Genomic DNA, 14,472 nt, shown 5'->3' with positions numbered 1-14,472 from the left:
GTCCGGATCGGTATTGTAGGGTTGTACGTGGCAAAATTATATGACAACGGCTGCGCCGGCCGGGTTCGGACGCGCAGTATCGAATTTGCCAAGGAATGTGAAACCCTGTCGTTCCCGCGAATGCGGGAATCCATTGAGCAGGCTTTGGACAGTCAGCATGGGTTCCCGACCGGGTCGGGAACGACACGGTGTTAGTTGCTGTTGAAGACGTCCGCGCCCTTCGGCATGACAAACTTGAACTGCTGGGCGCCAAGGTTGGGGTTCTTCTCGAACTTCTGAAACGCCAGCAACGAGGTCTGCCCGAACGCATCCTTCAGCTCCATTGCCTCCGGCGCGCCGTTGCGCAGGCCGATGCTGATCTGCTCGAACGCGGTGTCCTTGGTCTTCGGCGTGGCGTTCAGCCATTCCAAACCATCGCGCGTGCCAGCTTCGCTAAGCGTGAAATTCTTCTCCAGGTCGTTGCTGCCAAACAGGATGGCGGCCGGCGACGAGCCGAGCGCATTCCCCAGTTTCTTGACCGTCACCTGGTGCAGGTCCTTGTCATAGATATAGAGCTGGTCCCCATCGGCCTGCAGCAGCTGGTCATACGGCTTCTGATACGTCCAGATGAACTTGCCGGGACGCGCGAAGACAAAGGTCCCGGTGGCCGGCGGCGACACCTTGCTGCCTTCGGTCTTCTTGACCTGGCGCTGCGTGAATTCGCCGCGCGCTGCCTTGGTGGTGGCAACGAAAGTCTTGAACTGGGCCAGCGCACTTGCGTACGCCGAGCCCGTCAGCGCCAACGCGCCTGCGGCAACGACAACGCTCAATGTAGATTTCAAGCTGATACCCATTGTGTTCCTTCTCTATTCAGCACTGGCAGCAGGAACGAGAATGTCCCGATTGCCGTTGGATTGCATTGCGGAGACGACCCCGCTGTTTTCCATCTGTTCCAGCAGGCGCGCCGCACGGTTGTAGCCGATGCGCAGGTGGCGCTGCACCAGCGAAATCGATGCGCGGCGGTTCTTGAGCACAACCTGGACTGCCTGGTCGTACATCGGATCGGCCTCGCCTCCCGCTTCGCCGGCTGCGCCGCCTTCTGCGCCGCCCTCGCCTTCCAGCGTTCCCCCTTCGAGGATGCCTTCAATGTAATTCGGTTCGCCAAGAGATTGCAGATGTTTTACAACTCGATGCACTTCATCGTCCGAAACAAAGGCGCCGTGGACCCGGATCGGCAGGCCTGTACCCGGCGGCATGTACAGCATGTCACCCATGCCGAGCAGCGCTTCCGCACCCATCTGGTCCAAAATGGTGCGCGAGTCGATCTTCGACGACACCTGGAACGCGATACGGGTCGGGATGTTTGCCTTGATCAGGCCGGTAATAACGTCGACCGATGGACGCTGGGTTGCCAGGATCAGGTGCAGGCCGGCCGCACGCGCCTTCTGGGCGATACGGGCGATCAGTTCCTCGACCTTCTTACCGACGACCATCATCAGGTCGGCCAGCTCGTCAATAATAATGACGATGGTTGGCAGTTTTTCAAGAGGCTCGGGCGCATCCGGGGTCAATGAGAACGGATTCGGGATGTGTTCCTCGCGCTTTGCCGCCTCGGCAATCTTGGCGTTGTAGCCGGCCAGGTTACGCACGCCCAGCTTACTCATCAGCTTGTAGCGGCGTTCCATCTCGTTCACGGCCCAGTTCAGGGCGTGGCCGGCCTGGCGCATGTCGGTGACAACCGGCGCCAGCAGGTGCGGGATGCCTTCGTACACCGACATTTCCAGCATTTTCGGGTCGATCAGGATCAGGCGTACGTCGGCCGGGTCGGATTTGTACAGCAGCGACAGGATGGTGGCGTTAATACCCACCGACTTACCCGAGCCTGTGGTACCCGCGACCAGCAGGTGCGGCATCTTGGCCAGGTCGGCCACGACCGCCTTGCCGGCGATGTCCTTGCCCAGCGCAACGGTCAGGTTGGACGGGCTGTCGTTGTAGACCTTGGATCCGACGATCTCCGTCAGGCGCACGATCTGGCGCTTCGGATTCGGCAGTTCCAGCGCCATGTAGTTCTTGCCTGGAATGGTTTCGACGACGCGAATCGAGGTCAGCGACAGCGAACGGGCCAGGTCGCGCGCCAGGCCGACGATCTGGCTGCCCTTGACGCCGGTTGCCGGTTCGATTTCGTAGCGGGTAACGACCGGGCCGGGGTAAGCGGCCACGACCTTGGCTTCGACGCCGAAGTCGGACAGCTTCTTCTCGATCAGGCGGCTGGTGAATTCCAGCGTCTCGACGGAAACCGTTTCCTGCGTTTCTGGTGGTTCATCCAGCAGCGACAGCGGCGGCAGGTTGGAGTCGCCTGGCAGGTCCTGGAACAAGGCAGCCTGCTTTTCCTTCTGCACCCGCTCGGACTTGACGACCTCGACCACCTGCGGCTCGATCTTGACCGGTGGCGCCGAAACGTGCTTTTCAACGTGCTTGGCGCGCTCGTGCACGACCACTTCATCGCGCTTGACGGCCGCCACTTCACCCTGCTTGCGGTCCTCGCGGTCCTGGTAGCGCAGGCGGAACCATTCGATGGCGTTCTCGATTGCCTCGCCGATACGCTCGGCCACCGCCATCCATGACACCTGGAAGAACAGCGAGAAACCCAGCGCGAACAGCGCCAGCAGCAGCAATGTGGCGCCGGTGAAACCGAAGGCGTCATGCGCATTCTGGCCGATCATCTTGCCCAGCACGCCGCCATTGACGAAGGGCAGCTGCACGTTCAGCGAGCGCATGCGCAGGTACTCAATCCCGACGCTGCCGATAAACAGCAACGCAAAGCCGATCCAGCGGATCGCGCCTTCATGCTCATGCTCCGGGTCGGACTCGCGCTCCATCACAAACTTGTCGGTCAGCGAGCGGTAGCCCTTCCAGACCAGCCGCAGGAAACAGACGCACCACCACCAGGCGGAGAATCCGAACACGAACAGCATCAGGTCGGCCAGCCATGCGCCGGCGCGGCCGCCGAGGTTGATCACCTTCGGCACCTGCACCTCGTGCGACCAGCCCGGGTCACCCTTGTTATAGCTAAGGAGGATCATGACGAAATACAGGAACACCACGGCAAGCGCGATCCAGCGCGCCTCGGACAGCAGGCGCACCAGGCGGTTCGGCAGCGGCTGCCGGACGGTGGTGTTGCGGGTATAACTGGAAGTTTGAGCTTGGGTAGTCTTTGTCATTCTGAGGTAACGCGCTGCTGCTATAACTGCAATCCGTCCATTCTAAGCCATATATTGCAATACATGCCCATCATTCATGCACGTACGCATCATCGTCTATAATCTTGGCTACGCATTTAGTACCCAAGCGTCACTTGATCTGGCATAGATAAACCCCAGTTTCGTCTCATACACATTTCGATAGAAGCTCCCATGACCACTACCAAACACGCCAAAGTCCTGATTATCGGTTCCGGCCCAGCCGGCTACAGCGCAGCAGTTTATGCGGCGCGAGCGAACCTGAAGCCGATGCTGGTGACCGGCGTCGAGCAAGGCGGCCAGCTGATGACCACCACTGATGTCGAGAACTGGCCGGGCGACCCGATGGGCGTGCAAGGTCCTGAGCTGATGCAGCGCCTGTTGCAGCACGCGGAGCGTTTTAACACCGAAATCGTGTTTGACCACATCCACACGACCTACCTGAACGAGAAGCCGATCCGCCTGGTTGGCGACACCGCCACCTACACCTGCGATGCGCTGATCATCGCCACCGGCGCTTCGGCCCAGTACCTCGGCCTGCCGTCGGAACAGGCATTTATGGGCAAAGGCGTGTCCGCCTGCGCCACCTGCGACGGTTTCTTCTACCGTGGCCAGGAAGTGGCGGTTGTCGGCGGCGGCAATACCGCGGTCGAGGAAGCGCTGTACCTGTCGAACATCGCCACCAAGGTCACCCTGATCCACCGCCGCGACAAGTTCCGCGCCGAGCCGATCCTGGTCGACCGCCTCAAGGCCAAGGCTGAGGAAGGCAAAATCGTTATCAAGTACAACCACACGCTGGAAGAAGTTACCGGCAATGAAAGCGGCGTCACGGGCGTTAATATCAAGTCGACCGAAGACGGCACCATTACCCCGCTGTCGGTGCATGGCCTGTTCGTGGCGATCGGCCACAAGCCGAACACTGGCATCTTCGAAGGCCAGCTGGACATGAAAGACGGCTACATCAAGACCAAGACCGGCCTCGAAGGCATGGCAACGTCGACCAACATCCCGGGCGTTTTCGCGGCCGGCGACGTGCAGGACCACGTGTACCGCCAGGCGATCACCAGCGCCGGCACCGGCTGCATGGCCGCACTGGATGCACAGCGCTACCTCGAAAGCCTGGAGGACTAAGGAAGCATCATGGCGTCGATGAAGGACTTTGCCGACCTGAAAGCCTTGCGCGAATCGCTCAAGGCCCAGGAAGAGCAGCGCGCCATTGAAAAAGCCGAGCGCGAGAAGCGTGAACGCATTGCGCAGCAGGAAGCCAATGTGTTCCGCAGCTCGCTCGGCGGCGTTAAGAAGCTGCCCGAGTCGAACCGCTATGTGCCGAACGCGCCGCCGGGGGTCAATCCACCTCCGCCACGGCAAAAGTTCCGCACCCAGGCCGAGGACGATGCGGCGGTGCTGCGCGAATCGCTGTCGGACGACTTTGATGTCGAGCATCTGCTCGAAGACGAACCGGGTGTCAGCTTTACCCGCAGCGGCGTTGGTTCCGACGTGCTGAAAAAGCTGCGCAAAGGCTACTGGAAGGTGCAGGACGAGCTCGACCTGCACGGCATGCGGCGCGACACCGCGCGCGACCAGCTTGGCGATTTCCTGCGCCGGGCGGTCAAGGGCAAGCTGCGCTGCGTCTGCATTATTCATGGCAAGGGCCTCGGCTCGGCTGGCGGCGAACCGGTGCTGCGCTCGATGGTGCACAGCTGGCTCGAGCAGAAAGACGATGTGATCGCCTTCTGCGCCGCAAACATGGACGGGCGCCCCCACGGCGCACTGATTGTCCTGCTGAGGGCGGCCCTGCCCGCGCTCTGACACCGCCTGGACTGCCGAGGGCGCTGCGCGCCCTTCCCCCTGCCGTCATGCGCATGGTAAGGTAGCAACATCGCTATCTTTCTCCTAATGCATGACCCTCATTAAATTCATCGAAATCATGGCGATCCTGGTCGGCGCGTTCTCGGGCTTCATCGAAGCGCGGCGCAAGCGGATGGACCTGGTCGGGGTGTTCACGGTTGCGTTCATTACCGCGTTCGGCGGCGGCACGCTGCGCGACATCCTGCTCGACCTGCGGCCCCTGTTCTGGGTCAGGCACCAGGAATATGCGATTCTCATTTTTATCCTTGCGCTGATGGCGTCGCCGCTGATCCGCACGCTAAGGCATGTGCTGTCCGAGAAGCTGATCGTGATTGCGGATGCGATCGGGCTGGGATTGTTTTCGATTGCGGGGGTGTCGGCTGCGCTGGACGCCGATATGCCGATCTTTATCGCGTCGATGATGGGCGTGATTACCGGGATTTTTGGCGGGGTGCTGCGGGATATCGTCTGTAACGAGGTACCGATGGTGTTCCGGGACGGGAAGCCATACGCGATCTGCTCGTTCCTGGGAAGCTGGATGTATTTACTCATGCGGCATTTCGAATTCCCGCATGACTTTGCGCTGTGGTCGAGCGCCACGTTTATTACCGGACTGCGGCTGCTGACGTGGCGGTTTGATATCCAGATGGGGCGGTAGCGTATTTTGCGCTGGTAATTTGGCAATCCGCGCCGTGCTTTTCCATCTCCGCGACCCGTTGACCGCCGACCGTAGGGCGGATAAGCGGAGCGCATCCGCCGAATTTGCCATGCGAGCCCGCGAATACGGACACACCGTTGGCGCGGCTGCATAGATCGGCGGATGACGCTTCGCTCTTCCGCCCTACATAGAAACGACGATAGCGGATGTTTGCACGCGTGTCGGCGTCCTCAATTCGGCGGATGCGCTGCGCTTATCCGCCCTACGGATCATCTCAACAGCGTCGGGCGGAAGAGCGCGAAGCGCGTCATCCGCCGTGTTTGCATGGCTGTAGTGCCGCGTACGAAACTTAAACTGCCTCCGGCCCCGTTTCGCCGGTGCGAATCCGGATCACCTGCTCGACCTCTTGCACGAAAATCTTCCCGTCGCCGATCTTGCCGGTGCGCGCCGCCTTGATGATGGCATCAACCACCTGCTCCACCATCCCGTCATCCACCACCACCTCGATCTTCACCTTCGGCAGGAAATCGACCACGTACTCAGCACCGCGGTACAGCTCGGTGTGGCCCTTCTGGCGGCCAAAGCCCTTCACCTCGGTTACGGTCAGCCCGGTCACGTTCACGTCGGCCAGCGCTTCGCGCACTTCGTCCAGCTTGAACGGTTTGATCACGCAGGTAATCTGTTTCATGGCTTCTCCTTGTAAGGTGGTTCGCCTGCTATTTTAAACGACGAGCGACCACCGTGGTGCTTTCTACAAGGTTGCGTAGCCTCCATTCTCCCGCTTCTGCATGCCGGATGCAGACGCAAACGCTGCCAACGACCTGTCCATCGTCGCCAGATGCAGCTGGAACCACTGCGGCAACAGCATCACCGCCTCGCGCGCCGCCGCCGGTTCGCCTGCCTCAACATGGTGCAAGGCACTCAGCACCCTGGCGTGCTGCTCACGGTGCTCCTTCATATGCGGAGCATCCATGGCTTCCATCAGGTCTTCTTCCTCGCGGAAGTCACGTTCGAGCTTGTCACATAGCAGCGGCAAACCTTCGGCCAGTTCGCTATCCGGCGCGACGTACAAGCGCATCATTTCATGGAACAGGGCCTTATGCGCTTCATCGAGCGCCGGGTGGCCCAGCTCCATCGCCGGAACCCACTCAAGTACATCCATCTCCCCTCCTTACGCCAGGTACTGGCCGCCATTGACATTGAAGGTAGCGCCAGTGATGAAACCAGCCGCGTCGTCAGCCAGGAACGCGACCATGCGCCCCACGTCCAGCGGTGTGCCCAGGCGCCCTACCGGTATGGTGTCGACGATCGATTTCAGCACATCGGGCGGCACCTCTGCAACCATCGCCGTATCGCAATATCCTGGCGCGATGGCATTGACGGTGACGTTTTTGCGCGCGCTCTCCAGCGCCAGCGCCTTGGTAAAGCCAAGGATGCCCGCCTTCGCGGCTGAATAGTTGGCTTGGCCCAGCTGGCCTTTTTGCCCGTTGATCGAACTGATGTTGATGATGCGGCCGAAGCCGCGTTCGCGCATGCCGTGGATGACGTGGCGCGACATGTTGAACATTGAGCCGAGATTGGTATTGATGACGCTCCACCACTGCTCCACAGACATGCGATACAACATGGCGTCGTCTGTGATGCCGGCGTTGTTGACAAGAATGTCCACCGGCCCGAGCGCTTCCGACACCTTGCCCACGCCGTGTCGGCAGGCCTCAAAGTCGGACACGTCCCATTGGAAAACAGGGATGCCGCTGGCTTCCGAGAAAGCACGGGCAGCGTCGGTATTGCTTTGATAAACGGCTGCAACGCGGTGGCCAGCCGCGTGTAGAGCAACGGAAATAGCTTGGCCTATGCCCCGGGTTCCTCCGGTGACAAGCGCGGTTCTCTGCATGGCGGTTCCTTCACAGCTGCGGCACTAATCCCAACTGTATTACCGAACCGCGGCCGTGTCACCGCGCGTACTTAAGCTGCATCAAGAACGGTATAAATAATTTCTGCTCAGTCCGGAATATTGTCGAGGTCATTCATCCAGACAGTTGCCTCGGAGTCACTCGGAGCACGCCAGTCTCCGCGCGGCGACAGCGAGCCGCCGTTGCCGACCTTCGGGCCATTCGGCACGCAGGAACGCTTGAACTGGCTGGTCTTGAAGAAGCGGTAGAGGAAGATGCCGAGGTAGCGCTTGATCTCCGGCAGCGCATACTCGTTGCGGCTGGCGTGCGGCGCATCAGGCCAAACGCCGGCATCGCGCTTGCTCCAGGCCGAGTACGACAGGAACGCCACTTTCGACGGCGCAAACCCGTAGCGCAAGATGTAATAGAGATTGAAATCCTGCATTTCGTACGGGCCGATAACGCGTTCGGTGCTTTGCGCCGGCTTGGTGTCGCCCGCCTTGCCGGGAACCAGTTCCGGGCTGATCTCGGTGTCGAGGATATTGATCAGCACATCCGATCCTGCCGCCCCGATGGCGCCCGAATCGGCAACCCAACGCACCAGGTGCGTGATCAAGGTCTTTGGCACGCTCGCGTTTACGTTGTAATGCGACATGTGGTCGCCCACGCCGTAGGTACACCAGCCGAGGGCCAGTTCGCTCAGGTCGCCCGTGCCGATCACGATGGCATTGTTGAAGTTTGCCAACCGGAACAGGTGGCTGGTCCGCTCCCCTGCCTGCACGTTTTCAAACGTGACGTCGTACTCTTCCTTTCCTTCCGCGTATGGATGGCCGAGGTCCTTCAGCATCTGGATGCAGCTCGGGCGAATATCGATTTCCTTCGCCGCACAGCCGACGGCCGTCATCAGGTCCTTCGCCTGCTTTAAGGTGCGTTCGCTGGTCGCAAAGCCAGGCATGGTGTAGGCCAGGATATTCGAACGCGGCAGGTTCAACCGGTCCATTGCCTTGGCGCACACCAGCAGTGCGTGCGTCGAATCGAGCCCGCCCGACACGCCGATGACTACCTTCGAAATCCCGCTTGAAGAAAGGCGCTGGACCAGTGCCTGCACCTGGATGTTGTACACCTCGGTGCAGCGCTCGTCGCGCCGAGCAGGGTCCGCCGGCACGTAAGGAAATCGCTCGACAGTGCGCGCCAGCGGCAACTCGCCCTCGCGCGGCACTTCCAGGTCGAAGCGGATAACGCGGAACTTCGACACCTCGCCCGCATGGCGGCGCACGGATTGGCCAAAGGTGGTGGTGTGGAAGCGCTCGCGCGACAGCCGCTCAAGGTCGACGTCGCCGTACACAATGTGCGACTCATCGCTGAAGCGCTCTGCCTCGCCCAGCAGGTCGCCCTTTTCGTAGATCAGCGCCTGGCCGTCCCACGCCATATCGGTGGACGATTCGCCGAGGCCAGCTGACGTGTACAGGTAGGCGGCGAGGCAGCGCGCCGACTGCTGGCTGACCAGCTGGTGGCGGTAGCCGCTCTTGCCGACGACCACATTCGATGCCGACAGGTTGACCAACACCGTAGCGCCGGCAAGCGCCGCAAACGACGATGGCGGAACGGGCACCCACACGTCCTCGCAAATCTCGATATGGAAACGCAGCAGCGGCAGGTTTTCGACTTCAAACAACAACTCGGCGCCGAATGGAACGGTTTCGCCGAGCAGTTCTACAGTTGTCGTCGATGCGCAGTCGGCAGTGCTGAACTGGCGCGCCTCGTAAAACTCACCGTAATTGGGCAAATAACTCTTTGGAACCACGCCCAGCACTTTTCCGCCCGCGACCACGGCCGCGCAATTGAACAGCTGGTGCCCGACGCGCAGCGGCAGTCCGACGATAATGGCAGCGCATAGCCTGGCCGATGCGCTGGTGACCTGCCGCAAAGCGTCTTCGCAGGCGTCGAGCAGTGCGCGCTGCTGGAACAGATCATCGCAAGAATATGCCGACAAACCGAGCTCCGGGAAGGCGACTAATACCGCGCCGCGGCTGGCCGCTTCCTGCGCAAGGCGGATCGTTTCGGCGGCGTTAAAGCCCGGATCGGCGACCTTGCAGCGAGGGGTGGCGACGGCAACGCGTGCGAAATCGTGCGAGTAAAGGTTGAAAAAGTTATTCTTCATGACTTCCGCGCAAAAATACGAGTGGTTTTATATAAATGAATTATCGCACGCATATCGTTTCTTCCCTGGCCGAGGTCGGCCAGCCAGCATGGGACACCCTGGTCGCGCGCCAGGACAAGCCCAACCCTTTCCTGTCGTATGCCTTCCTGCACGCGCTGCACGAGTCCGGCAGCGCCAGCGAGGAAAGCGGCTGGCAGCCGCAATTCATCGTGCTGTATGACGGCGCAGAACTGGCCGCCGCGCTGCCGCTGTACGTCAAATCGCATTCATATGGCGAATATGTGTTCGACTGGGCGTGGGCCGATGCCTACCACCGCAACGGCTTTGAGTATTACCCAAAGCTGTTGTCTGCGATTCCGTTCACGCCGGTGACCGGGCCACGCCTGATGGCGGTAGACGCCGCCGCGCGCGCCGCGCTGATCGACGTCCTGCGCGCGACGCAGCAGGCATCGGGCGTGTCATCGACCCACATCCTTTATCCGCCGGAAGCAGAAGCCCAGCAGCTTGCCGAGGCGGGCTATATGCTTCGAAGCGGCGTGCAGTTCCATTGGCTGAATCCGGGCTACCGGGATTTTGACGAATTTCTCGCCACGCTGGAGCGGAAGAAGCGCAAGAACATCAACGCCGAGCGGCGCAAGGTGCATGAGGCCGGGGTGGTACTGCGGCGTGTGCGGGGCATCGATGTGACGGAAGCCGACTGGCGCTTGTTCAACCGCTGTTACCGCCACACCTATCGCGACCACCACTCGACGCCCTACCTGAACCTCGACTTCTTCCTGCGCATCGGCCGGACAATGCCCGACAATATCCTGCTCGTGATCGCGGAGCGGGACGGCGAGCCGGTGGCGTCATCGATGGTGATCCATAACCAAGACACGCTGTTCGGGCGCTACTGGGGCGAGCTGGAACATGTCCCCTGCCTTCACTTTGAAACCGCTTACTACCAGCCGCTTGAATTCTGCATCGAGCAGAAGATCGCCGTATTCGAAGGCGGCGCACAGGGGGAACACAAGATGGCCCGCGGCTTCCTGCCGACGCGGACGTGGTCAGCGCATTGGCTGGCACATGAGGCATTCGCTGATGCTATCGAACGCTTCCTGGAACGCGAAAGCGGCGGTATTGAGGCCTACATTGACGAACTTAACGATCGAAATCCGTTTCGAACAGATCCCAAAATCGTGTAAAGCTAAGGGCCTACCCGCAGCGGCCTGACCGGTTCACTGGTCTGCATAAACAGCGACGGCCTCGCCTCCGCATATTCGCGCAGCACATTCCATACCGCCCTCACCCGCTGCAGCCGGAAAAGGTCAGTCGGCGCCGCCAGCCAGAACGAACGCTCTGCATGGAATTCACTGAGCACCGGCACCAACCGTCCGTCATCGGGCACCGCATACGGCGGCGCCATGATCAGCCCCATCCCCGCAGCTGCTGCCTCGATCTGCGCCGGCATGCCGGTACAGCACAGGCGCCTGCGCGGTGTGAATCCCAGCTCGGCCAGATAGCTCAACTCGGAACTCGGCAGCCGGTCCTGGACATAATCGACGAAGTCATGCGGCGCGAGGTCGAGGTGTGAAAGAATCGGCGGATGTCTCGCAAGGTATGACGGCGCCGCATACAGCTGCATGCGGAAAGTAGCCAGCCGGGTAATCATGTACCGCCCCGTGGTCGGCGGATCAAGCATCACCCCCAGGTCCGCTTCGCGGTTCGCCAGGTTCGCAAAGCGCGGCAGCACCAGCAAATCCACGCTCAGCTCGGGATGTGTCTGCAGCATCTTCACCATCAGCGGCGCCACTACGCGCACCGCGAACAGCTCCGGCACGCCGAGCCGCACCACCCCGTGCACCGACACCTCGTTCCCGCTCAGCTGTTCGGTGGCGGCCAGCGCCGCGCTCTCCATCGCCTCCGCGTGCGGCAGCAGCGCCTGCCCCATTTCGGTGAGCTCATACCCTTCACGGCTGCGGTCGAACAGCGTGGTTCCCAACTGCGCCTCTAGCCGGTCGATGCGCCGCGCCACCGTGGTGTGCTCGACTTCCAGCCGGCGCGACGCCCCAGACAAAGTCCCCGCACGCGCCAGCTCCAAAAAGAAGCGCAGGTCGGTCCATTCCGGCAGCGTATGGTTATTCATGGGGCGAATATGATTTATTCATGAGCAATATTGTGCACCACTGCACATTGCCGTGGCAATCCCCCTGAAATCAAATATAAATCCAGATCAATACATACCTGGCGATGCCCTGCTAAGGTGCGCTGCCCTAGCGAGGTGAGCCATTGTGCAATTTTGCACAACCGTTGGGCGTGTTGTTAGCTTTCGGACACGATGAAATAGGGGCACACTCCGTTGCGTGCGATTTTTGTCCCGCATACCACTAATAAAAGAAGGAGACACAAGATGCGTGTTACCAAAAAGAAACTGAAGCTGTTGAACCGCTCCGCTGCCGCACTGCTCGCCATTTCCGGCGGCGCCATGGGCCTGGCCCATGCCCAGACCGCACCTGTCGAAGCACCACAGGCTGCTGCCACCGACGTGGCGACCGAAAACAACGTAGGGAAAGTCGTCGTTACCGCCCGCCGCCGCGAAGAAACGCTGCAGGACGTGCCGGTATCGGTCACCGCCTACAGCGCCGAGCAGCTGTCCAAGCAAGGGATCCCGGACATCACCGCCCTCGCCTTCTCGCTCCCGAATACCACCCTCAAGTCCTCGCGCGCCACCAACTCGACCCTGACCGCGTTCATCCGCGGCGTCGGCCAGCAGGATCCGCTGGCGGGCTTCGAGTCCGGCGTCGGCATCTACCTCGACGATATCTACCTGGCCCGCCCGCAAGGCGCCGTGGCCGAGATCTATGACGTCGAGCGCATCGAAGTGCTGCGCGGCCCACAGGGCACGCTGTACGGCCGTAACACCATCGGCGGCGCAGTCAAATACGTCACCCGCAAACTGGCGCCAACCACCGACGTTCGCGTCAAGGCGACCGCCGGCAACCACGGCCAGCTTGACGGCATCCTCACCGCCAGCACGCCATTGTCCGAGACCGCGCGCGTTGGCGCGTCGATCGCCAAGTTCACCCGCGACGGCTTCGGCACCAACCTGACCACCGGCCAAGGCAACTACGACAAGGACCTGACGGCAGCGCGGATTTCGGCCGAATTTACGCCGACCACCGACCTGTTCATCCGCATCGCCGCCGACGCAACCCAGGACGACTCGAACCCGCGCAACGGCCACCGCCTGATCGTGGGCCGCACCAGCGGCGCGCCTATCCTGAGCAATGTATTCGACACCCGCGCCAACCTGACCCAGGCCCTGGGCCATGACCAGGAAGTCAGCGCCCACGGCGTTTCGGCCCTGATCGAATGGGACATCTCCGACGTCCTGACCTTCAAGTCCGTCACCGCGTCGCGCCGCGACAAGTCGTACGCCCCGATCGACTTCGACTCGCTCGCGGCCACCGACTTCCACGTCCCTGCGCTGTACAAGAACAAGCAGTTCAGCCAGGAGTTCCAGGTCACCTACACCGGCGACAAGCTGCAGGGCGTGGCCGGCGTGTACTACATCGACGCCAACGCATTCAACATCTTCGATACCATCCTGGCCGCGCCGTTTGCCAGCTCGACCTTTACCAAGGGTGACATCGACACCAAGGCATGGGCCGTGTTCGCGGACGCCAACTACAAGATCAACGACGCATGGAGCGTGTCGGCGGGCGGCCGCTACACCGTCGACAAGCGCGAGGCGAGCATCCTGCGCCAGATCTACCTGGGCACCGGCGGTTCGCCGGAGCTTGGCAATCCGGCGGCCGTGTTCTTCCGCACCGATACCAACTTCACCAATGGCGAGCTGGAACGCGAAGACAAGAAGTTCACGCCAAAAGTCGGTGTCGCTTACAAGATGAACGACGCCCACAACGTGTACGGCTCGTTTGCGCGCGGATTCAAGGGCGGCGGTTTCGACCCGCGCATGAACGTGTTCGGCACCAAGCTGAGCCCGGCGCAAGCCCGTGCAGGCTACGCTCCTGAAACCATCGACACCTTTGAACTCGGCCTGAAATCGTCCTTCAACAACGACCGTTTCCTGACCAACATCGCCGTCTTCAACAGCGACTACAAAGATGTCCAGATCCCTGGCTCGGTTGCGGTGGACACCAACGGCGACGGCCGCGACGACAGCTTCGCCGGCGTGACCACCAACGCCGGCAAGGCCAAGATCAAGGGCTTCGAGCTGGAAGCGAATGCCCGCGTCACCGATAACTTCACCCTGTCGGGCATGTACAGCTGGATCGACGCGGAGTACACCCGCTTCATCGTTGCCGGTGTCGACCAGTCGGCCAACCGCGTGTTCCAGAACACGCCGAAGAACTCGGCCAACCTGCGCGCCGCGTACGATATCCCGATGCCGATCATGGGCCGCACCGGCCGCCTGACCCTGTCGGGCAACGCCTCGTACAAAGACGACACCAACCAGTTCGAGACCACCTCGCTGCTGGACCAGGATGCGTACACCTTGTGGGATGCCAGCGTCGTCTGGACCAGCGCGAACGGCAAGATCCGCGCCGGCCTGCATGGCAAGAACCTTGGCGACAAGGAGTACAAAACCGGCGGCTACCTGTTCCCTACCCTGGGTAACGAAGGTGTCCTGACCGCGTTCTACGGTAATCCGCGCACGGTATCGGCAACGCTCGAATACCGCTTCTGATTCAC

The 14,472-nt window shown here is 61.2% G+C and carries 12 protein-coding genes; 5 read left to right on the top strand and 7 right to left on the bottom strand.

All coding sequences use genetic code 11. From position 1 onward, the window contains the following. Nucleotides 1-191: 191 nt before the first annotated feature. Nucleotides 192-821, bottom strand: coding sequence for an outer membrane lipoprotein chaperone LolA (lolA, locus tag LMJ30_RS18490; RefSeq protein ID WP_371873044.1), 630 nt, complete (start codon nucleotides 819-821; stop codon nucleotides 192-194). A gap of 24 nt (nucleotides 822-845) precedes the next feature. Further along, the gene (locus tag LMJ30_RS18485) at nucleotides 846-3,200 is read right to left on the bottom strand and encodes a DNA translocase FtsK (RefSeq protein WP_229433895.1); all 2,355 of its coding nucleotides are present in this window, start codon (nucleotides 3,198-3,200) and stop codon (nucleotides 846-848) included. A gap of 192 nt (nucleotides 3,201-3,392) precedes the next feature. On the opposite strand from LMJ30_RS18485, the gene trxB reads away from it, so the two are divergent. The 3 genes from trxB (at nucleotide 3,393) to LMJ30_RS18470 (ending at nucleotide 5,724) form a co-directional block, all read left to right on the top strand. After that, nucleotides 3,393-4,349 (top strand): thioredoxin-disulfide reductase, encoded by a 957-nt coding sequence (gene trxB, locus LMJ30_RS18480; RefSeq protein ID WP_229433893.1) that lies wholly within the window; start codon nucleotides 3,393-3,395, stop codon nucleotides 4,347-4,349. 9 nt (nucleotides 4,350-4,358) lie between these two features. Beyond that, nucleotides 4,359-5,027, top strand: a complete 669-nt coding sequence (locus LMJ30_RS18475) for a Smr/MutS family protein (protein ID WP_229433892.1) — start codon at nucleotides 4,359-4,361, stop codon at nucleotides 5,025-5,027. Between the two features lie 91 nt (nucleotides 5,028-5,118). Next, the gene (locus tag LMJ30_RS18470; protein WP_229433890.1) at nucleotides 5,119-5,724 is read left to right on the top strand and encodes a trimeric intracellular cation channel family protein; all 606 of its coding nucleotides are present in this window, start codon (nucleotides 5,119-5,121) and stop codon (nucleotides 5,722-5,724) included. A 349-nt stretch (nucleotides 5,725-6,073) separates the two neighbouring features. On the opposite strand, the gene LMJ30_RS18465 is transcribed toward LMJ30_RS18470, so the two are convergent. The 4 genes from LMJ30_RS18465 to LMJ30_RS18450 all read right to left on the bottom strand — a co-directional run bounded on the left by LMJ30_RS18465 (nucleotide 6,074) and on the right by LMJ30_RS18450 (nucleotide 9,777). After that, nucleotides 6,074-6,412, bottom strand: coding sequence for a P-II family nitrogen regulator (locus tag LMJ30_RS18465; RefSeq protein WP_169466069.1), 339 nt, complete (start codon nucleotides 6,410-6,412; stop codon nucleotides 6,074-6,076). 63 nt (nucleotides 6,413-6,475) lie between these two features. Further along, on the bottom strand, nucleotides 6,476-6,886 hold the full coding sequence (locus tag LMJ30_RS18460; protein ID WP_229433888.1) for a bacteriohemerythrin: 411 nt from the start codon (nucleotides 6,884-6,886) through the stop codon (nucleotides 6,476-6,478). Between the two features lie 9 nt (nucleotides 6,887-6,895). Continuing rightward, a complete protein-coding gene (gene phbB, locus LMJ30_RS18455) occupies nucleotides 6,896-7,618 on the bottom strand; it encodes an acetoacetyl-CoA reductase (RefSeq protein ID WP_229433886.1) in 723 nt (240 codons plus the stop codon). 107 nt (nucleotides 7,619-7,725) lie between these two features. Beyond that, complete coding sequence (locus LMJ30_RS18450) at nucleotides 7,726-9,777, bottom strand: NAD(+) synthase (RefSeq protein ID WP_229433884.1); 2,052 nt, start codon at nucleotides 9,775-9,777, stop codon at nucleotides 7,726-7,728. Nucleotides 9,778-9,812: 35 nt separating this feature from the next. On the opposite strand from LMJ30_RS18450, the gene LMJ30_RS18445 reads away from it, so the two are divergent. Beyond that, nucleotides 9,813-10,961 (top strand): GNAT family N-acetyltransferase, encoded by a 1,149-nt coding sequence (locus tag LMJ30_RS18445; RefSeq protein WP_229433882.1) that lies wholly within the window; start codon nucleotides 9,813-9,815, stop codon nucleotides 10,959-10,961. Between the two features lie 2 nt (nucleotides 10,962-10,963). Here the strand turns inward: LMJ30_RS18445 and LMJ30_RS18440 are convergent, their stop codons facing one another. After that, entirely contained in the window at nucleotides 10,964-11,902 is a 939-nt protein-coding gene (locus LMJ30_RS18440; RefSeq protein ID WP_229433881.1) for a LysR family transcriptional regulator, read from the bottom strand. Nucleotides 11,903-12,166: 264 nt separating this feature from the next. Between LMJ30_RS18440 and LMJ30_RS18435 the strand changes: the two genes are divergently transcribed. Beyond that, nucleotides 12,167-14,467 (top strand): TonB-dependent receptor, encoded by a 2,301-nt coding sequence (locus LMJ30_RS18435; protein WP_229433879.1) that lies wholly within the window; start codon nucleotides 12,167-12,169, stop codon nucleotides 14,465-14,467. Nucleotides 14,468-14,472: the final 5 nt, after the last annotated feature.

This window comes from Massilia agrisoli (assembly GCF_020831365.1).
Lineage (GTDB): Bacteria > Pseudomonadota > Gammaproteobacteria > Burkholderiales > Burkholderiaceae_D > Telluria_A > Telluria_A agrisoli.
Note: the sequence above shows the minus strand (reverse complement) of the source record. Positions and strands in the feature narration are given on the sequence as shown.

Bases quoted from the DNA above. Each gene is read 5' to 3' on its own strand.
- LMJ30_RS18485 (WP_229433895.1), bottom strand. From the start codon at position 3,200: ATGACAAAGACTACCCAAGCTCAAACTTCCAGTTATACCCGCAACACC.
- trxB (WP_229433893.1), top strand. From the start codon at position 3,393: ATGACCACTACCAAACACGCCAAAGTCCTGATTATCGGTTCCGGCCCA.
- LMJ30_RS18475 (WP_229433892.1), top strand. From the start codon at position 4,359: ATGGCGTCGATGAAGGACTTTGCCGACCTGAAAGCCTTGCGCGAATCG.
- LMJ30_RS18470 (WP_229433890.1), top strand. From the start codon at position 5,119: ATGACCCTCATTAAATTCATCGAAATCATGGCGATCCTGGTCGGCGCG.
- LMJ30_RS18465 (WP_169466069.1), bottom strand. From the start codon at position 6,412: ATGAAACAGATTACCTGCGTGATCAAACCGTTCAAGCTGGACGAAGTG.
- LMJ30_RS18460 (WP_229433888.1), bottom strand. From the start codon at position 6,886: ATGGATGTACTTGAGTGGGTTCCGGCGATGGAGCTGGGCCACCCGGCG.
- phbB (WP_229433886.1), bottom strand. From the start codon at position 7,618: ATGCAGAGAACCGCGCTTGTCACCGGAGGAACCCGGGGCATAGGCCAA.
- LMJ30_RS18450 (WP_229433884.1), bottom strand. From the start codon at position 9,777: ATGAAGAATAACTTTTTCAACCTTTACTCGCACGATTTCGCACGCGTT.
- LMJ30_RS18445 (WP_229433882.1), top strand. From the start codon at position 9,813: ATGAATTATCGCACGCATATCGTTTCTTCCCTGGCCGAGGTCGGCCAG.
- LMJ30_RS18440 (WP_229433881.1), bottom strand. From the start codon at position 11,902: ATGAATAACCATACGCTGCCGGAATGGACCGACCTGCGCTTCTTTTTG.
- LMJ30_RS18435 (WP_229433879.1), top strand. From the start codon at position 12,167: ATGCGTGTTACCAAAAAGAAACTGAAGCTGTTGAACCGCTCCGCTGCC.